The 18,547-nt window shown below is 61.7% G+C and carries 12 protein-coding genes and 4 pseudogenes; 12 read left to right on the top strand and 4 right to left on the bottom strand.

Annotated features, from left to right (window positions below; genetic code table 11):
• Nucleotides 1-46 precede the first annotated feature (46 nt).
• The 10 genes and pseudogenes from LQ249_RS22890 (at nt 47) to LQ249_RS22855 (ending at nt 12,939) form a co-directional block, all read left to right on the top strand.
• Complete coding sequence (locus tag LQ249_RS22890; protein ID WP_232565922.1) at nt 47-5,914, top strand: NEL-type E3 ubiquitin ligase domain-containing protein; 5,868 nt, start codon at nt 47-49, stop codon at nt 5,912-5,914.
• Nucleotides 5,915-6,020: 106 nt separating this feature from the next.
• Nucleotides 6,021-6,923 carry a cysteine synthase CysM gene (cysM, locus tag LQ249_RS22885; RefSeq protein ID WP_017845306.1) on the top strand — a complete coding sequence of 301 codons (903 nt, stop codon included), beginning with the start codon at nt 6,021-6,023 and terminating at the stop codon, nt 6,921-6,923.
• Nucleotides 6,923-8,275 (top strand): 23S rRNA (uracil(1939)-C(5))-methyltransferase RlmD, encoded by a 1,353-nt coding sequence (rlmD, locus tag LQ249_RS22880; RefSeq protein WP_046382479.1) that lies wholly within the window; start codon nt 6,923-6,925, stop codon nt 8,273-8,275. The genes cysM and rlmD overlap by 1 nt, the downstream gene beginning before the upstream one ends.
• A 134-nt stretch (nt 8,276-8,409) precedes the next feature.
• Nucleotides 8,410-10,653: a GTP diphosphokinase gene (relA, locus tag LQ249_RS22875; RefSeq protein ID WP_017845308.1), complete on the top strand. Its 2,244-nt coding sequence runs from the start codon at nt 8,410-8,412 to the stop codon at nt 10,651-10,653.
• A 153-nt stretch (nt 10,654-10,806) separates the two neighbouring features.
• Nucleotides 10,807-10,890 (top strand): annotated as a pseudogene (locus LQ249_RS22870) (nucleoside triphosphate pyrophosphohydrolase); the annotation flags it as partial.
• Nucleotides 10,883-11,017: pseudogene (locus LQ249_RS31830) on the top strand (hypothetical protein); the annotation flags it as partial. The pseudogenes LQ249_RS22870 and LQ249_RS31830, both read left to right, overlap by 8 nt.
• 153 nt (nt 11,018-11,170) lie before the next feature.
• Nucleotides 11,171-11,254: pseudogene (locus tag LQ249_RS22865) on the top strand (nucleoside triphosphate pyrophosphohydrolase); the annotation flags it as partial.
• Nucleotides 11,247-11,381, top strand: a pseudogene (locus tag LQ249_RS31825) (hypothetical protein); the annotation flags it as partial. The pseudogenes LQ249_RS22865 and LQ249_RS31825, both read left to right, overlap by 8 nt.
• A gap of 153 nt (nt 11,382-11,534) precedes the next feature.
• Entirely contained in the window at nt 11,535-12,368 is an 834-nt protein-coding gene (gene mazG / locus LQ249_RS22860) for a nucleoside triphosphate pyrophosphohydrolase (protein WP_017845309.1), read from the top strand.
• A gap of 25 nt (nt 12,369-12,393) precedes the next feature.
• The gene (locus tag LQ249_RS22855) at nt 12,394-12,939 is read left to right on the top strand and encodes a DUF2058 domain-containing protein (protein ID WP_017845310.1); all 546 of its coding nucleotides are present in this window, start codon (nt 12,394-12,396) and stop codon (nt 12,937-12,939) included.
• Between the two features lie 91 nt (nt 12,940-13,030).
• On the opposite strand, the gene LQ249_RS22850 is transcribed toward LQ249_RS22855, so the two are convergent.
• The 4 genes from LQ249_RS22850 to purM all read right to left on the bottom strand — a co-directional run bounded on the left by LQ249_RS22850 (nt 13,031) and on the right by purM (nt 15,929).
• A complete protein-coding gene (locus LQ249_RS22850; RefSeq protein WP_017845315.1) occupies nt 13,031-13,219 on the bottom strand; it encodes a hypothetical protein in 189 nt (62 codons plus the stop codon).
• 279 nt (nt 13,220-13,498) lie between these two features.
• A complete protein-coding gene (locus LQ249_RS22845; protein WP_046382480.1) occupies nt 13,499-14,212 on the bottom strand; it encodes a DUF3108 domain-containing protein in 714 nt (237 codons plus the stop codon).
• An 8-nt stretch (nt 14,213-14,220) separates the two neighbouring features.
• Nucleotides 14,221-14,871, bottom strand: coding sequence for a phosphoribosylglycinamide formyltransferase (gene purN, locus LQ249_RS22840; protein WP_017845317.1), 651 nt, complete (start codon nt 14,869-14,871; stop codon nt 14,221-14,223).
• Complete coding sequence (gene purM, locus LQ249_RS22835; RefSeq protein ID WP_017845318.1) at nt 14,871-15,929, bottom strand: phosphoribosylformylglycinamidine cyclo-ligase; 1,059 nt, start codon at nt 15,927-15,929, stop codon at nt 14,871-14,873. Before purM ends, purN begins: the two co-directional genes overlap by 1 nt.
• A 355-nt stretch (nt 15,930-16,284) precedes the next feature.
• On the opposite strand from purM, the gene LQ249_RS22830 reads away from it, so the two are divergent.
• Nucleotides 16,285-17,325, top strand: coding sequence for a DUF2066 domain-containing protein (locus LQ249_RS22830; RefSeq protein ID WP_128192295.1), 1,041 nt, complete (start codon nt 16,285-16,287; stop codon nt 17,323-17,325).
• 43 nt (nt 17,326-17,368) lie between these two features.
• A complete protein-coding gene (locus LQ249_RS22825; RefSeq protein ID WP_046382482.1) occupies nt 17,369-18,442 on the top strand; it encodes an AI-2E family transporter in 1,074 nt (357 codons plus the stop codon).
• Nucleotides 18,443-18,547 lie beyond the last annotated feature (105 nt).

Below are 18,547 nucleotides of genomic sequence, written 5' to 3'. Positions count from 1 at the left end.
GACGCTGACGGCGAGGCGATAGGCTGAGCTTTTCAGGAGCAGAGCCATGAGCGAGCCGATTACCCCCACACCGCAGGACACGCTGAGCGCTTTTATCGCGCAGCAGCGCGCACCCTTGATGGCCGGCCTGGAGTGGTCAGTCCTGCAAGCCCTGGATGGCTTGAGAGCTGAGTTCGACGGCCTTCTCGGCGGGCTCGATCTTGCCGAAAAACGTGAGTACGTGCGCCTGCAAAGGGCCTGGATCGATGCCCAGCACACCATGGAGCAGGGCATCCGCCAACTCACCGAAGCGTTCGAGCTACATGCCCTGGAGTCGTTGCGCAGCGCGTTGATGACCCTGACCGGCCAGTACATCGACCCCAAGGTGGCGAAGATCAATACCCGCTACCTCAAGCACTCCGGTCGCGTCCGGCGCGAATTGAAAGGCGATGAGATCAAGATCTCTAGCGTGACCTTATGGGACGCCGCCTGTATGAACTATGACGGCCTGACCGGCTGGAGCTACCCCGGCCGCACCGGCCTGGCCGATGCCAGTTACCTCGACAGGAACATCAACGCGACCGCCGGCGAATTCATTGCGCTGGTGCGCCGGCTCGATCTCGGCGGGCAACTGCGTCGCCGTCTCGACCAGGCGCTGCAGGCCAACGCTTCGCTGGGCAGCAGCATCATGCAGTTGGCGAATGCCGAGTTTGAGTTCGCCCTCATCGAGGCCTTGAGAAACACCGAAGCCAGCCGCGTCGACCGGGACAAATACCAGCAGGTGAAACGTGCGCTGGCGGGAGAAGCGCGCTGGGAGCGCGTAGAGGAAATGCTGCTTTTCGTGCCCCATGGGACGGACAACATCAGTTGGTTACCACAATCGATCGGCTTGGTCGGGCATTACGCCGGCCAGCCTCCCGGCGACAGCTTGAGCATTCCCCACATCGTTTTTTCCGTCAGCGGTTGCAAGGGGGCTTTCAGTTTTATCCCGAATCGCCCCGGCGGGTCGCTGCGTCATCATGCCAGCCATCGGCAAGCCTGCGAGGTGTTTCATGCGGAGTTCCATGCGGCCTACCGCGCGGGGCGGGTCGATTGGCTGTATCAGATCATGTGGCTGCGTGACTGTGCGCGGCTCAAGCAAATCGGTAAAACCGCGCAGCCGCGTCGCGACCTTGAGGGGTTGGAAAAACTGGTCGACTGGCTGGCCCGTGTCATTCCGAGCGTCAATATCGTCGATAAAGTCGGCTATGTGCGCAACGTCGTGCAAAAGTCCCCGGCGCTGAGCCTGAACGATTTCTATCGCGAGCGCAGTCGCGCCAATCTGCAGGAATTGGCGCACCAGACGCCCGGTTTCATGCCCACCATGATCGAGCTGTTCCAGACCCTGATCGGTGAAATCCTCGATGTGCTGCTGATCCCGGTGCCGGGGGCGTTAAAAGGGTTGGGGCGGGTGAGGGCGTTTGCGATGTTCATAGCGATGGAGCAAGCGTTGGTCGAAGGGGGGCGGCAGGCGCTGCTCGGCGAGCCTGCCGAATTGCTCCAGGGGTTTGCCGACCTTGCCGATTTACTGATCAGTGGTCGATTGCATACGCGTTTGGGGCGCAGCGTGCTGCGTCGCCATCAGCACTTGTATCAACGCTTGTCCCAGCGCTACAGCGCCGTGCCTGAACACCGGCATCTGTCGAGCCCGCAGGTGCTCGAAAGAATGCTCGGCAGCCAGGACGTATTGCCACGGCAAATCGAGATTTTACTCGAAACGAGCGCGACCTCGGCACAGACCTTGAACCAGGTATGGGAGGGCGCGCCGGCGTCGGCGTCTTTGGTCGACGCCGTGCATCGGTTGCGCGCCGACCGGCTGATCGATTGGCTGGCCGCAGACGCCGACCCCAGCCGCCCCGCGCCCGTCGACGCGCTGGACGTCATGGCGCCGCTGCTCACTCAGTTGGAGGGTTGGCCGGCGGGAATGTCGTTGAGCATTGAAGACCATCAGGGCCTGGAGGTGCGTCGCTACAACAAGGAGGCAACGCGTGCGACAACGGCAGTGGTTACGCTGACCGCGCTGGAAAATCATGAGTTCGCCTATGCCACGCCGCGCCGCTTCACCGCCCATGTGGCACAGGCCATTGTGGCGTTGGTGCCGGCGCTTGTTTCGGGTGACGCGCTGTTGCTTCGCCAGCAATTGGCGACGAAAGCCAAGGCCTTGAGGAACGACCTGTTTGACGCGCTCACGCGGTTTGCCGACACCTGCCGTGCTGACGCGGTGGGCGCCAGTGCGTCGGTACTCAAATTGTTGCCCGAGCGCGTCAGCCCCGACCAGCCCGTACCGGCGGTGATTACCCAACTACGGGCCTTGCACCCCGAACTGAGCATGGCGCGGTTGCTCGAGGTGTTGCGCGAACACCCGTTATCGGAGCATCAGCAAACCCAGCTGCTGCAGTCGCAACTGCAACCCGAGGCGCTTTACGACGCATTGCGCGCCGCACGCCTGGTGACGCGCCGCGAAGCCATCGTCGATGGGCTTTTTCATCCGCGCCGATTTGACCGGCAAACCCAGGATTGGGCCGCGCATTTCGCCCACAGCGTGCTGCGCGACGGCAGCGCCCAGGCGTTGCTCGTCAGCCCGGCCACGCAAGCGCTACCCTATGTTTCGCAGGGGGCGCAGGACCGCAGCGTGGTGGTCATTGATCAGGGCCAAGGGCGATTTTCGCCGTATTACCACCGTGAGTCGCGCACCGGCGCCATGCTGAGTGGCGCCAACGGTTTCTATCTGGCGATCATGCGCCAGCTGTCCGACGATGACCGGCGTCTACTCGGCTTGAGCGCGGAGCACAGCGTTGCCGACTTTCGGCGTCAGGTCGCTCGCGCCCTGTTGCGCCATCGTGCGCCGGATGGCGCGTTTTATCCCGACCGGCGCGAGATCGCGCACTACGTCAGTCACGTCGATACCGCCCGTATCGCCGCAGAGCCCGATGCCCTTGGCCTTTACCACTTGGGGGCGGAGCGCTACCTGTGGCTGGACGATGCTTATTTCAAGGTGGCGGAGCAGCCATGGCGCCTATTGCACCCGTCCCTGAACGATGCGTATGCCCCGCTGTTGAGCCACAACGGTGCCGGCGCCTGGCGGCACGAATGGGAAAACCCGCTGACGTGGGACGGCGCCAAGGCGTTCCAGCGCCTGGGGCCGTTTACCCGTGCAGTGCCGGCGGATGCCATCGAGCAGATTCAGCAGATCAGCGGGGTGACAGCGGACGTCCTGCGCCGGATACATCTGCGCAATGAGCGCGCGCCGGCAATCGTGGTGGAGACCGTCGAGCGCTTCATGCGGCATCAACGGATCAACACCGGCGTGGATACGGGGCGGGATTTTTTCGACAGGCTGCTCGGCGAGGTCGGTGCCGACAGCGCCGAAACGTTGGTGGGGCAGGCGGCCACCCGCGCCGAGCAGGTCGCGGTGCTCGAGGCCGAGGTCGCGCGCAACCGGCCCCACATGGAGCGCCTGTTTTTCAAGGCGCTGGGCCAAAAACAGCAGCCATCGGGCGATCCATTGGCGCAGGTGCTGCAGCGCGATTTTCCCAGTTTGACGGCGGCACTCGCCGAAGAGCTGGTGCGCGACGTCACCGCGCAGGAGCGCCTCAGCCTGCAGGCCGGCCGCATCCCCTTGAGCCTGATGTCGGCCGCGCGTTGGCGGGTGAGCGTCGCGCGCAAGATGAGGGCGCTGGAGGGATTGTATCTGCCGGCTGCAGCGAGTGAAGACACCTCGAGACTGATCCTGCATACATTGCCGGACATCGACGGATGGCCGAATCACCTGCGGGTCGAGGTGTGGGAGCGCGGTCGCCTGATCGATAGCATCGGCCCGGTCGACGGCGCGCTCAGACGGATACTGGAAGCGGTCGACGTGGATTATCAGGCCTACATTCTTCAAGCGAACGGTGAACGGCAACCGACCGGGCGTCCCGGGGCGTTCCTGGCGGTGCTGTTGGACGCATTACCGTCGATTGAACGTGAAGCGCTGCACTACACCCACGATGCGCTGCGCCGGGAGATCGAACAGCGTTCGCAACGCGCCCTCAGCCTGTTCGACCCACAGCGACGCCCCTGGTACGTCCCGCCACGGCGCCTGGCGGATGGGCGCATGGGTTACCCGTTGAGCGGCGGTGATCATTGGGGTCCGGTGGACCGTGAACACGTCGCCAAGCTGCGGCAGCTGTTTCCGGCGAAAACCGATGAGCAGGCCTTCGCGCTGCTCCAGGGCCTGAGTGATTCCGTCCGAGAGCGGGAAAGCGCGATCAACTTCATGTTCAGAGAGCGCGCCGTCTTGAATGCCAACCTTGAACGATGGTGCCGACAGGGTAAGCCCGAGGACTTGCCCGCACAACGTGAGGCGGCGGCGCGCATTCAGCGCTGCTGGGCTAAAGAAGACTCCGTTCGCGGGGTACCGTATGAACTCATCCTGGATGACTTGGCATTAAATGATTTGCCGCCGCTGGGCGCCTATTTCGGTCATGTAAAACTGTTGAGCCTGAAAAACAATCGGCTGGAAACCATTCCAACCAGTTTTTTCAGGTGTTTTCCGCAGCTTCGCTGGGTGTTTTTCAACGGTAATCATCTGCAGCGCCTTCCCGTCGGGTTGGCACAGCTGGGCTATTTATCGCTGCTCAACCTCTCGAATAATCGGCTCAAGCTTCAACTGGGGGACGTAATACTGCTCGCTGAAATGACCAGCCTGGTGACACTGGATTTATCGGTAAACCCACTGAGACTGGGGCAGCGCTTGAAGCTGCATGGGTTGAAGAAGTTGCGCGTGCTTAACCTGCGCAATACGCAAATTGAAAGCCTGCCCCTTGGCGCCGCCATCTTGCGATCACTGGAGGTCTTTGATTTGCGTGACAATCGAATATCGATCTTGACCAGCCTCGATTTGTTCATTTACCCAAATGTTCATCGAGCGATGAATTTGCAGGGCAACCCGCTTTCACAGGGCTCCCTGCAAATGATGCGCCGCTACCGTGAGTGGCCGGGGCAGGCGGATATCGATTTTGGCCTGGGCGCCCAGCCCGCAGCGGCATCCACACGCCCCGACACATGGTTGGCGGTGCTGCCTTTCGCTGAGGTTCCCCACTACCAGGCACTTTGGGCGCAACTGCAGCAACGCCCGATGTCTGATCGCTTTTTTGAGCTGCTGGCATGTATCGCGGCCTATCCGTCGCTCATCGCCACCGGCTTTCGGGCGCTGCGAGAAGACCTGACGCGCCGCGTGTGGCAGTTGATCGAGAGTGCAACCCATAACGAGCAACTGGCCGTGATCCTGTTTCAGCACCGCTTCGAGCTCAATCGCGGGGTGGATGGCTGGCTGCTATCACTCAATGCGCTGGAGCTTGAGTTCCTGCCGATCGAACTGCTCGCCCGCGACACGGACGGTGATGCGGCGCCACTCTTGAATTACTTTCGAGCCCTGAAACGGTTGCAGGCCATCGATGAGATGGTGTTGCGTTTCGACCGCCATCAAACGTGGGATGTGGTGAGCAGCATGATCCTTGCCAGCCGCATTGCGTTGGCGCACAGCCTGGATTTACCCCTTGGATTCGAAGAGCGTTTGGCCAGGACACTGGGCGGTCCCAATGCGAACTCAATCACCAGGATGCACGGAATGATCGTGGCCGCCGAAGCTCAGTTCGACTGGCCGGCTTTATTGGTGCAAGCAGAATATTGGCGGCAGTTTCTGGCGCGTAAATACCGATCGAGGTTCGACGCGCGCCTTGGGCAATACGATCGAGAAATGGAGCGTGCGCAGGCGCAAGTCGAAAGCGCGGAGATGAGCGAAGGCGCGTACCTGCTGCTGGTGCGTAAGGTGCAAGCCTTGAGGGCGCACGACGAGGAGCAATTGATTGAGCAACTGACGCGCGAGGAATGGACCCGCTTCGTGACCGGCTGATTGCGTGCTTATGCCTTTAAGCCATAAGCACCGCACTTTGCGTGATATGGCGCGCCAGGCTTTCCCGGTATGATGTTCGCCCCGCAGTCTGGATTGCGAATACGCCATGACCTTGCAGTACCCTACAATCGCCGATTGCGTCGGCAACACGCCCCTGGTCCGCTTGCAACGCATGGCGGGTGAAACCAGCAATACCCTGTTGCTCAAGCTCGAAGGGAACAACCCGGCCGGTTCCGTCAAGGACCGTCCGGCGCTGTCGATGATCACGCGCGCCGAGCTGCGCGGGCAGATCAAGCCGGGCGACACCCTGATCGAAGCCACCTCCGGTAACACCGGGATTGCCCTGGCCATGGCCGCGGCGATCAAGGGTTACAAGATGGTGCTGATCATGCCCGACAATGGCAGCGCCGAGCGCAAGGCCGCGATGACCGCCTACGGTGCCGAATTGGTCCTGGTCAGCCAGGAAGAAGGCATGGAAGGCGCCCGCGACCTCGCCGAGCGCATGGCCGCCGAAGGCCGTGGCCAGGTGCTGGACCAGTTCGCCAACGGCGACAATCCCGAGGCGCACTACACCACCACCGGCCCGGAAATCTGGCGCCAGACCCAGGGCACGATTACCCATTTCGTCAGCTCCATGGGCACCACCGGCACCATCATGGGCAACTCGCGCTACCTCAAGGAGCAGAACCCGGCGATCCAGATCGTCGGCCTGCAACCGATGGAAGGCGCGTCGATCCCCGGGATTCGCCGCTGGCCCGAAGAGTATTTGCCGAAGATCTACAACGCCACGCGCGTGGATCGCATCATCGACATGGCCCAGCGTGAAGCCGAAGACACCACGCGCCGCCTGGCCCGTGAAGAAGGCATCTTCTGCGGTGTGTCCTCCGGCGGCGCCGTGGCCGGCATGTTGCGATTGTCCAAGGAAGTGGAAAACGCGGTGATCGTCGCGATCATCTGTGACCGTGGCGACCGTTACTTGTCGACCGGCATTTTCGACGAACCCAACTGATGGCCAAGCACGAGAGAGGCCTGCGCTTCCAGCCGACGGGCGGCAGCCGTACCCCACAGATTCCGGTGGGCAAGAAGCAACGCCTGACCATCGAGCGCCTGGCCAATGACGGCCGTGGCATCGTGTTCTTTGAAGGCCGCACCTGGTTTGTCAACGGTGCACTGGCCGGTGAAGAGGTCGAAGCGCGGGTATTGGGCGCCCACGGCAAAGTGGTCGAGGCGCGCACCGAGCGTGTGTTCAAGCCCAGCGAACTGCGGCGCCCGGCGCCATGCGCGCACTTCGGCCGTTGCGGCGGTTGCAGCGTGCAGCACCTGCCCCATGCTGAACAACTTGCCCTGAAACAGCGCATGCTCGCCGAGCAACTGTCGCGTGTGGCAGGGGTCGAACCGCAGGCGTGGGCGGCACCGTTGAGTGGCCCGGAGCTGGGCTATCGGCGTCGCGCCCGCGTGGCGGTGCGCTGGGACGCCAAGGCCAAGACCCTGGAAGTGGGCTTTCGCGCCGTGGCCAGCCAGGACATCGTCGCCATCGACGATTGCCCGGTGCTGGTACAGGCCTTGCAACCGATCATGCAGCGTTTGCCCAACATGCTGCGGCGCTTGAGCAAACCGCAGGCATTGGGGCATGTGGAGCTGTTCAGCGGGTCGTCCATCGCCGTATTGCTGCGCCATATGGCGCCGTTGTCCGACGCCGATCTGCTGATCCTCAAAGAATTCTGCGCCTTCCATGAGGCCCAGTTGTGGCTGCATGGCGAGGGCCAGCCGGAGCCGGTCGAGCCTGACCAGGCCCTGGGTTATCGGTTGGAACCGTGGGCTCTGGAGCTGGCGTATCGGCCGGGCGATTTTGTCCAGGTCAACGCCGGGGTCAACGCGGCGATGGTGGCCCAGGCCCTCGAATGGCTGGCGCCGCAAGCCGATGAGCGCGTGCTGGACCTGTTTTGCGGGCTGGGCAACTTCGCCCTGCCACTTGCGCGCCAGGTGCGCGAAGTGGTCGCGGTGGAAGGCGTGCAGGCCATGGTCGAGCGTGCGGCGCTGAATGCCGTCAGCAATAATTTGCATAATGTGCAGTTTTTTCAGGCCGATTTGTCCCAGTCGTTGACTGACGCGGAATGGGCCAAACAGGGCTTTTCTGCGGTACTCTTGGACCCACCTCGCGACGGTGCCCTGGAGGTTGTGCGCAAGCTCGCCAGCCTGGGGGCCAAGCGCCTGGTGTACGTGTCCTGCAATCCGGCGACGCTGGCGCGGGACACGGTTGAGTTGGTCAAGCAGGGTTACCGGCTAAAACGTGCCGGGATCCTCGACATGTTTCCGCAAACCGCGCATGTCGAGGCGATGGCGTTATTTGAGGCGGGCTAGGATGCCCGTTTAATCCGACTGGCCTGCATTCTCCTGGGCCGTGACCTGCCAGGGAGTGTGTGAGCTTTAGTGATAAAGCAGGTCAGCGATGATTTTTGGCGCATCGAAGGTGCGTCGTAGGGAAGGTAAGCAAGATGGTACAGGTGAGAGCACACCAGCCGATCAACACCGACGGCAGTATCAATCTCGAGGCATGGCTGGATCATGCCATCAGTGTCGACCCGGCACTGGACCGTGAAGCCTTGAAAGCAGCCTGCGAGTTCGCTCGTGAGTCTGAACAGCAAGACAATGCGGCCAAGAACCTGTGGGCCGAAGGCACTTCGAGCTTTCGCACCGGCTTGGAAATCGCTGAGATCCTCGCCGATCTCAAGCTCGACCAGGATTCGCTGATCGCTGCCGTGCTCTATCGCGGCGTGCGTGAAGGGCATATCCCGTTGGCCACCGTGGGCCAGCGCTTCGGCTCCGTGGTGGCCAAGCTGATCGACGGCGTGCTGCGCATGGCCGCCATCAGCGCCAGCCTCAGCCCGCGCCAGTCCATGGTGCTGGGCACCCAGGGCCAGGTGGAAAACCTGCGCAAGATGCTGGTGGCGATGGTCGACGACGTGCGCGTCGCCTTGATCAAGCTGGCCGAACGCACCTGCGCGATCCGTGCGGTGAAAACCGCCGACGACGAAAAGCGCAACCGCGTGGCCCGCGAAGTCTTCGACATCTACGCACCGCTGGCGCACCGCCTGGGTATCGGTCATATCAAATGGGAGCTGGAGGACTTGTCCTTCCGCTACCTCGAACCCGACCAATACAAACAGATCGCCACGCTGCTGCATGAGCGCCGGCTCGACCGCGAGCGTTTCATCACCGACGTGATGGGCCAGCTGCGCGCCGAGTTGCAGGCTACCGGCGTCGACGCCGACATCAGCGGCCGCGCCAAGCACATCTATTCGATCTGGCGCAAAATGCAGCGCAAGGGCCTGGCCTTCAGCCAGATCTACGACGTGCGCGCCGTGCGCGTGCTGGTGCCGGAAATGCGCGACTGCTACACCGCGCTCGGTATCGTCCACACCCTGTGGCGGCACATCCCCAAGGAGTTCGACGACTACATCGCCAACCCCAAGGAAAACGGCTATCGCTCGCTGCACACTGCAGTGATCGGCCCCGAGGGCAAGGTGCTGGAAGTGCAGATCCGCACCCACGCCATGCACGAAGAGGCGGAGCTGGGGGTGTGCGCGCACTGGCGCTACAAGGGCACCGACGTCAAGGCCGGGTCCAACCAGTACGAAGAGAAGATCTCCTGGCTGCGCCAAGTGCTGGAGTGGCACGAAGAACTCGGCGACATCGGCGGCCTGGCCGAACAACTGCGGGTGGATATCGAGCCGGACCGGGTCTACATCTTCACCCCCGACGGCCACGCCATCGACCTGCCGAAGGGCGCCACGCCGCTGGACTTCGCCTACCGCGTGCACACCGAAATCGGCCACAACTGCCGGGGCGCCAAGATCAACGGGCGCATCGTGCCGCTCAACTACAGCCTGCAGACCGGCGAGCAGGTCGAGATCATCACCAGCAAGCACGGTACGCCGAGCCGCGATTGGCTGAACCCGAACCTGGGTTACATCACCACCTCGCGGGCGCGGGCGAAGATCGTCCACTGGTTCAAGCTGCAGGCGCGCGACCAGAACGTCGCCGCCGGCAAAAGCCTGCTCGAACGCGAACTGGCGCGCCTGGGCCTGCCTCAGGTGGACTTCGACAAGCTGGCCGAAAAGGCCAACATGAAGATCGCCGAAGACATGTTCGCCGCCCTCGGTGCCGGCGACCTGCGCCTGGCGCAACTGGTCAACCTGGCCCAGCAACTGGTGGAGCCGGAACGCGGCAACGAACAGCTGGAGCTGATCCCGCGCAAAGCTACCGGCTACAAGCCCGGCAAGCGTGGCGATATCCAGATCCAGGGCGTCGGCAACCTGATGACGCAAATGGCCGGTTGCTGCCAGCCGCTGCCGGGCGACGCCATCGTCGGCTACATCACCCAGGGCCGTGGCGTGAGCATTCACCGCCAGGACTGCGCCTCGGTGCTGCAACTGGGCGGGCGCGAGCCGGAGCGGATCATCCAGGTCAGCTGGGGCCCGGTGCCGGTGCTCACCTATCCGGTGGACATCATCATCCGTGCCTACGACCGTTCCGGTCTGCTGCGCGACGTGTCGCAAGTGCTGCTCAACGAGCGGATCAACGTGCTGGCCGTCAACACCCGCTCGAACAAGGAGGACAACACCGCGTTGATGTCCCTGACCATCGAGATTCCGGGGCTGGACGCGTTGGGGCGGTTGCTGGGGCGGATTTCCCAGTTGCCGAACATCATCGAGACGCGGCGCAACCGTACCCCATGAGCATCTGGATGAACACAGTCTGAAAGGTGGGAGGGGGCTTGCCCCCGAAAGCGGAGTGTCAGGTACCAGATTCTTGGTTGATCCACCGCAATCGGGGGCAAGCCCCCTCCCACAGTTGATCGGCGGTGTTCATACCTGATCGGAAATAGAAAGATGTATTCACTTGAAGACCTGCTGCACCTGATGAATCGCCTGCGCGACCCGCAATACGGGTGCCCGTGGGACATCAAGCAAACAGGAGGACAACACCGCGTTGATGTCCCTGACCATCGAGATTCCGGGGCTGGACGCGTTGGGGCGGTTGCTGGGGCGGATTTCCCAGTTGCCGAACATCATCGAGACGCGGCGCAACCGTACCCCATGAGCATCTGGATGAACACAGTCTGAAAGGTGGGAGGGGGCTTGCCCCCGAAAGCGGAGTGTCAGGTACCAGATTCTTGGTTGATCCACCGCAATCGGGGGCAAGCCCCCTCCCACAGTTGTTCGGCGGTGTTCATACCTGATCGGAAATAGAATGATGTATTCACTTGAAGACCTGCTGCACCTGATGAATCGCCTGCGCGACCCGCAATACGGGTGCCCGTGGGACATCAAGCAAACAGGAGGACAACACCGCGTTGATGTCCCTGACCATCGAGATTCCGGGGCTGGACGCGTTGGGGCGGTTGCTGGGGCGGATTTCCCAGTTGCCGAACATCATCGAGACGCGGCGCAACCGTATCCCATGAGCATCTGGATGAACACAGTCTGAAAGGTGGGAGGGGGCTTGCCCCCGAAAGCGGAGTGTCAGGTACCAGATTCTTGGTTGATCCACCGCAATCGGGGGCAAGCCCCCTCCCACAGTTGATCGGCGGTGTTCATACCTGATCGGAAATAGAATGATGTATTCACTTGAAGACCTGCTGCACCTGATGAATCGCCTGCGCGACCCGCAATACGGGTGCCCGTGGGACATCAAGCAAACCTACGCGAGCATCGTCCCGCACACCCTGGAAGAGGCCTACGAAGTCGCCGACGCCATCGAGCGCGGCGACTTCGATCACCTGCAAGGCGAGTTGGGCGACCTGTTGTTCCAGGTGGTGTATTACAGCCAGCTGGCACAGGAAGAAGGGCGCTTCGAGTTCGCCGGGGTGATCGACAGCATCACCCGCAAGCTGATTCGACGTCATCCCCATGTGTTCCCCACCGGCGATCTGTACGCGCCGCTGGATATCCCGCAGTTGAGCGAAGAGCAGGTCAAGACGCGTTGGGAGCAGATCAAGGCCGAGGAGCGCGCGGAAAAGTCCGACGCCCCCGAGCAACTGTCCCTGCTCGACGATGTGCCCACCGCCTTGCCGTCGCTGTCCCGTGCCGCCAAATTGCAGAAGCGTGCCAGCCAGGTCGGTTTCGATTGGCCCGCTGCGTTGCCGGTGGTGGATAACGTGCGCGAAGAGCTGGATGAAGTGCTCGAAGCCATGGCCGATAACGATGCAGTGGCCATCGCCGATGAAGTCGGTGACCTGCTGTTTGCTGCGGTCAACCTGGCCCGTCACCTCAAGGTCGACCCGGAAACCGCCTTGCGCGGTGCCAATGCCAAATTCGAGCGACGTTTCCGATTTATCGAACAGGCATTGCGCGATACGCGTCAATCCATGGAAGATTGCACCCTCGAAGAGTTGGACGCCCTGTGGGGCGAAGCCAAACGCCAGGAAAAGAACGTGTCCAGCTGCGGTTGAGCAGTTGCCTAAGTGAGTAAGCACCATGAGCCTTTCCCTTCGCGACCAGTTGCTCAAAGCAGGTCTGGTCAACCAAAAGCAGGCCAAGCAGGTCGGCAAAGAGAAACAGAAACATCAACGTCTGGTCCACAAAGGCCAGGCCGAGGCCGATGACACCCAGGCACGCCTGGCCCAGGAAGCCATGGCCGAGAAGGTCAAGCGCGACCAGGAGCTGAACCGCCAGCAGCAGGAGAAAGCCGAGGCCAAGGCCCGCACGGCCCAGGTCAAGCAACTGATCGAGACCTCGCGCCTGCCCAAGCTGACCACCGAGGACTACTACAACTTCGTGGATGACAAGAAGGTCAAGCGCCTGTCGGTCAACACGCTGATGCGCAACAAGCTGAGCAACGGCTCCCTGGCGATCGTGCATCACGCCGGCGGTTACGAGGTGATCCCGCGCGAAGCGGCGCTGAAGATCCAGGAGCGCGCGCCGGAGCGTATCGTCCAGCTCAATATCCTCACCGAAAGCCAGGTGCCGGATGAGGATGATCCTTACGCCGCCTACCAGATCCCGGATGATCTGATGTGGTAAGGCTGTAAAACAACAAACCCCGCTCACCGGCGGGGTTTTTGTTTTCAGGCAACCAGGCTGCGTGGGCCTGGCGCCTGAGTCTGGCAAATAGTCAGGAGCTTTGTGCCTGGCGTTTCATCTCAAGGGTTTCGAGCTCGTTTTTATAGTTATGAGCGTCGCTCTCGTTATGAAACATGCCGACCAGCAGGTCTTGTTGGTGTACGTCCCAGATGTGAATCCCATGGCCCAATGCTTCGTGGGACATATGTTCGTCGTCGCGCTCAGTCACTTTTACAGTCATCTGCTTGCTCCAATCTCTGGTTGATCTGCGGCAAGTCGTCGCAGGCATTTGTTATATGTTTTGTTAGCTTGCTAAGTAAACCGATTTTTCCTGCAACAGTCCTTTACATAAATAGCAACAATTGTGCAGGCCGCGTAAACCGCGACATTGCGCCACAGGCGGCTGGGTTTTATGAAAAAAGCTTCATGATTGCGTCAGGCAATAACGGCCTTGCCTGAATATTCCAGGCGAAAAAAAGCCCCGCATTGCGCGAGGCTGTTTTCCAACGTATCAGTTCAATCAGCTGCCTTTGACAGGCTGACCGTCAACCGTGCCGTCTTGCAGCATGATGTTGTATTCCTTGCCGTCGGTTTCCACCTGACGCAGGGCAACCAGGATGCCGCCCCAGTCCTTGGCAAACCACATCTGGGTGATGCGCTTGCTTTGGGTCGGGTCACGCACGCGCTCGACCTTGATCGCGTCGATGGAGCCGGCTTTGGTCTGGACCTTTTCCGGGCCGATCACGCGAAAGTCGTAGGTGTCGACGTCGGTGCCTTCAACCACGTTGTAGCTCATGCTCTTCTTGCCGGCCGCGACATCGCGCTGCAGCGCCAACTGGTAGGTCGACTTGTCGAGCATGCCGCTTTGCAGGGCAACGTTGACCGGGTCTTTGTTTTCAAAGCCGGTGACTTTCTTGGCGGTCTGGTCGAAGTCCAGGTTGATCCTTTTCGCCTTGCCCAGGCCGCCGCGTTCGAAGGTGTAGCTCTTTGGCTGCAGGGCGTCCTTGTCGAATTGGATCACGCTGGTTTCGGTGAGGCTGGCAATCATCATGGAAGCCTTGAAGTTCAAGGTCCAGGTGCCATCGCCATTGTGGGTCAGGCTGCGCTCGGCCGAACCGCTCATAGGCAACTGTTTCCAGTCGGCGGTGTAGCTGGCGGAGAAAGGATGTAAATCTGCTGCTTGCACCGCAGGCAAGGCGAACAGCGCAAAAGCGAAGAGCAAGGCGCGACGCATAAAATCTCCTAGGTTCGAATCAAGTGGCCGCTGGCCGCGAGTAACTGACCGTCCAATAATGCACCCTGTTTACCAAGAATCAACCGCCCCTCGGCAAACCAGCGAACAGCCAGCGGGTAAATCCTGTGTTCCTGCGTATGAACCCGTTGCGCAAGCGTCTGCGCCGAGTCGTCAGACTCTACCGGAACCACTGCCTGTACGACCAGAGGCCCGCCATCGAGTTCCTCGGTGACAAAATGCACGCTGCAGCCATGCTCGCTGTCGCCCGCGTCGAGGGCGCGCTGATGGGTGTGCATGCCTTTGTACTTGGGCAGCAGGGAAGGGTGGATATTCAACAGCCGCCCGGCGTAGTGCCGCACGAAATCAGCGCTGAGGATACGCATGAAGCCGGCCAGTACCACGAGTTTGGGGTTGAAGGCGTCGATCAGTTCGACCAGGGCGCTGTCGAAGGCCTCGCGACCTTCGAAAGCCTTGTGATCCAGGGTGCGCGTGGCAATGCCTGCCTCCCTGGCGCGTTGCAGGCCATAGGCGTCGCTGCGGTTGGAGATCACCGCAGCGATGCGCGCCGGGCTGTCGCCGGTGCGCGTGCTGTCGATCAGGGCCTGCAAGTTACTGCCGGTGCCGGAGAGCAGCACCACGACATCACAGGTTGCAGACATCAGTGCGCCTTAAGGTTCTTCAGTTCAACCTGAGCCGCGCCTTCGGCGGCAGCAGCGATCTGGCCGATGACCCAAGGCTGTTCGCCGGCTTCGCGCAGCACGTTCAACGCGCTTTCCACGTGCTCTTGCGCCACGCAGATCACCATGCCCACGCCGCAGTTCAGCACGCGGTGCATTTCGGTTTCGTTGACGTTGCCTTTCTCTTGCAGCCAGTCGAATACCGCAGGACGCTGCCAGCTGGCCACGTCGACAATCGCCTGGGCGCCTTTGGGCAGGACGCGCGGGATGTTGTCCAGCAGGCCGCCGCCGGTGATGTGGGCCATGGCTTTGACCGCGCCGGTGTCCTTGATCAGCTTGAGCAGTGGCTTGACGTAGATGCGTGTCGGCGCCATCAGCAGGTCGGTCAGGGGCTTGCCGTCGAGCTGGATGTTCTCGATGTCGGCGCCGGACACTTCGATGATCTTGCGGATCAGCGAGTAGCCGTTGGAGTGCGGGCCGGACGACGGCAGGGCGAGCAGGGCGTCGCCGGCAGCCACTTTGGAGCCGTCGATGATCTCGGCTTTTTCGACCACGCCGACGCAGAAGCCGGCCAGGTCGTAGTCTTCGCCTTCGTACATGCCTGGCATTTCAGCGGTTTCGCCGCCGACCAGAGAGCAACCCGACAATTCGCAGCCGGCGCCGATGCCGGTGACCACTTGGGTCGCGGTTTCGACGTTGAGCTTGCCGGTGGCGTAGTAGTCCAGGAAGAACAACGGCTCGGCGCCGCACACCACCAGGTCGTTGACGCACATGGCGACCAGGTCGATGCCGATGCTGTCGTGTTTGTTCAGGTTCAGGGCCAGGCGCAGTTTGGTGCCCACGCCGTCGGTGCCGGAAACCAGCACGGGCTGTTTGTAGCCGGCCGGGATTTCACAGAGGGCGCCAAAACCGCCCAGGCCACCCATGACTTCGGGGCGCGCAGTGCGCTTGGCGACGCTCTTGATGCGTTCGACCAATGCTTCACCGGCGTCGATGTCTACACCGGCGTCCTTGTAGCTCAGGGAGGGTTGCTTGCTCATGATCCAGGCCTTTAGGGGGGATTCAGGGGTAACGACCGATTGGGCAAGGGCTCTTGTGAAAAGGCCCAGCCATTGACGGTCTGCGAAGGCGCGCGATTTTATCAGGCTTGAGGGTCAGCGGCCATCCTCGGGCCGACGGGCAGAGCCACATAGATAAAAAAGCCGGTTAAAAAAATGCTAATCGGGTCTGCCCAGCTCCGTATTAAGGTATAGCCTTGAACCCGCTATCGTTATGACAGTAGGAAAACTTACCGAGACCCCGTGAATGTTTTACCGATCGCTGTGGTCACAGCCTTGGCAAACCGAGATCACGCGGTCTGTTCCAGCCGCTAATTTTGTCGTTCGGGAATCTTCCATGCGTCTGTGTAATGTGTTTTTTGTAGGCTGCTTGTCGTTGGTCAGCCTGGCGAGTCATGCCGAAACCCTCAATGGCCTTTATCAAGTACTGGAGCCGGTCAGCAGCCAGTCACCGCAAGAACGCGACCAGGCGACCCAGCGCGCCGTACAGACCCTGGTGATCCGCCTCACTGGCGACGCCAAGGCCGCCGAAGGCCCCGGCCTGGCGGCGGTGCGCAAGGACCCGCAACAAATCATCACGCAATACGGCTACGACGCCGGCCCGCCGGAAAGCCTGCAAGTGGATTTCGACCCCGTCAGCACCGATCGCGCCTTGCGTGAGGCCGGCTTGTCGATCTGGGGCAGCAATCGGCCGTCGATCCTGGGTTGGTGGCTGAATGACTCCACCGACGGCAGCAACCTGGTCGGGGATGGCCAGGCCGTCGCGCAGGCGCTGCGCCGTGCGGCGCAACATCGCGGCTTGCCGCTGCGCCTGCCGTTGGGTGATTTGGATGAACAGGTGGTCGCCACCGCGCCCAACCTCGAAAGCGCGGACGCCACGCCGTTGCGTGCAGCCTCGGAACGCTACGGCGCCGATGCGATGCTCGCAGTGCATGCGCGCCAGGAAGGCAGCCAATGGCAGGCCAAATGGCGCCTGTGGTTGGGCGACAAGAGCGAGCAGGGCACCGCGCAAGGCGCCGACACCGCCGCCGTGGCCGATGCCGTGATGCTGGCGGTCAGCCAGAAACTGGCGCCGCGCTTTGTGGTCAAGCCGGGCGCGAGCACCGAGCAATTGCTCGAAGTGCAGGGCATGACCCTGGAGCGCTACGCCGCGTTGGGCCACTTGCTCGAGCCGTTTGGCGGCCAGCCGCAGCGCGTGGATGGCAATCGTATTGTGTATCGCGTCAATGGCAGCGCCGATCAGTTGCGTACTCAACTGAGCCTGGCCAGGTTGCAGGAGATTCCCGCGGGTGAAGCACTGGCTGCGCAACCGCCAGTGGACGGCACGCAGCCGGTCGCCGCCCCTGAGCCGCAGGCGCAACTGCGTTTTCGTTGGTAAATGTTCTGCTTTATATAGCAGCCGATAAAAGATGGAGTGGTGTATGGCGGATACGCGTCGTTGGGTGTGGCTTGGCGGGATCGCCCTGCTGTGCGTTTTTGTGTTCTTGCTGCATTCGATCCTGACGCCGTTCCTGGTCGCGCTGTTGCTCGCCTATCTGTTCGATCCCGTTGTGGATCGCCTGGAGAAAGCCGGCCTGTCGCGGACTTTGGGGGTGGTCACGGTGTTTGCGCTGTTTACGCTGATCATCACGGCGTTGGTGCTGGTGCTGGTGCCGATGCTGGCCAAGCAGTTGTTCCGTCTGTATGAACTGGCGCCGCAGATGCTCGACTGGCTGCAGCACACGGCGATGCCGTGGGCCCAGGCCAAGCTGGGGCTGGCGGATGGCTTCTGGAAGTTCGACAAGGTCAAGGCTGCGATCAGCGAGCATATGGGCCAGACCACCGACATCGTCGGCGTGGTTCTCAGCCAGGCAACGGCATCCAGCCTGGCGCTGATCGGCTGGCTGACCAATCTGGTGTTGATCCCGGTGGTGGCGTTCTACCTGTTGCGGGACTGGGACATCATGATGGCCAAGATCCGCAGCCTGCTGCCGCGTGACCGTGAAGCGCGCATCGTGTCCCTGGCTGGGGAGTGTCATGAGGTCTTGGGGGCGTTCGTGCGCGGCCAGCTGCTGGTGATGCTGGCCCTGGGGATTATCTATGCCGCCGGCTTGATGGCGATCGGCCTGGAGCTGGGCCTGTTGATTGGCTTGATTGCCGGTCTGGCCGCGATCGTGCCGTACATGGGCTTTGTGATCGGTATCGGTGCGGCGCTGGTGGCCGGGCTGTTCCAGTTTGGCGGTGACCTGTACCCGATGCTCGGGATTGTCGCGGTGTTCATGGTCGGCCAGGCCCTCGAAGGCATGGTGCTGACCCCGTTGCTGGTGGGTGATCGCATCGGCCTGCACCCGGTCGCGGTGATCTTTGCGATCCTGGCTGGCGGTGAGTTGTTCGGCTTTACCGGCATCCTGCTCGCGCTGCCGGTGGCGGCGGTGATCATGGTGCTGGTGCGTCATGTCCACGATCTGTACAAGGATTCGGATATGTACGGGGGCGTTGAAGACCCCGATTTGTAATCGCGGTGTCACAAACCCGGCCCAGGCCGGGTTTGTTGTTTCTGGCGCTGTGGCGTCAAACAATTTGCGTAAATCCAACAAGTTAACGCAAACCTTTGATTTTGC

The organism is Pseudomonas sp. 7-41 (assembly GCF_021233075.1).
Taxonomy (GTDB): Bacteria; Pseudomonadota; Gammaproteobacteria; order Pseudomonadales; family Pseudomonadaceae; genus Aquipseudomonas; species Aquipseudomonas veronii.
This window is presented reverse-complemented; position numbering and strand designations above follow the sequence as displayed.

Bases quoted from the DNA above. Each gene is read 5' to 3' on its own strand.
- relA (WP_017845308.1), top strand. From the start codon at position 8,410: ATGGTACAGGTGAGAGCACACCAGCCGATCAACACCGACGGCAGTATC.
- LQ249_RS22830 (WP_128192295.1), top strand. From the start codon at position 16,285: ATGCGTCTGTGTAATGTGTTTTTTGTAGGCTGCTTGTCGTTGGTCAGC.
- purN (WP_017845317.1), bottom strand. From the start codon at position 14,871: ATGTCTGCAACCTGTGATGTCGTGGTGCTGCTCTCCGGCACCGGCAGT.
- LQ249_RS22890 (WP_232565922.1), top strand. From the start codon at position 47: ATGAGCGAGCCGATTACCCCCACACCGCAGGACACGCTGAGCGCTTTT.
- purM (WP_017845318.1), bottom strand. From the start codon at position 15,929: ATGAGCAAGCAACCCTCCCTGAGCTACAAGGACGCCGGTGTAGACATC.
- rlmD (WP_046382479.1), top strand. From the start codon at position 6,923: ATGGCCAAGCACGAGAGAGGCCTGCGCTTCCAGCCGACGGGCGGCAGC.
- LQ249_RS22850 (WP_017845315.1), bottom strand. From the start codon at position 13,219: ATGACTGTAAAAGTGACTGAGCGCGACGACGAACATATGTCCCACGAA.
- LQ249_RS22855 (WP_017845310.1), top strand. From the start codon at position 12,394: ATGAGCCTTTCCCTTCGCGACCAGTTGCTCAAAGCAGGTCTGGTCAAC.
- LQ249_RS22825 (WP_046382482.1), top strand. From the start codon at position 17,369: ATGGCGGATACGCGTCGTTGGGTGTGGCTTGGCGGGATCGCCCTGCTG.
- LQ249_RS22845 (WP_046382480.1), bottom strand. From the start codon at position 14,212: ATGCGTCGCGCCTTGCTCTTCGCTTTTGCGCTGTTCGCCTTGCCTGCG.
- mazG (WP_017845309.1), top strand. From the start codon at position 11,535: ATGTATTCACTTGAAGACCTGCTGCACCTGATGAATCGCCTGCGCGAC.
- cysM (WP_017845306.1), top strand. From the start codon at position 6,021: ATGACCTTGCAGTACCCTACAATCGCCGATTGCGTCGGCAACACGCCC.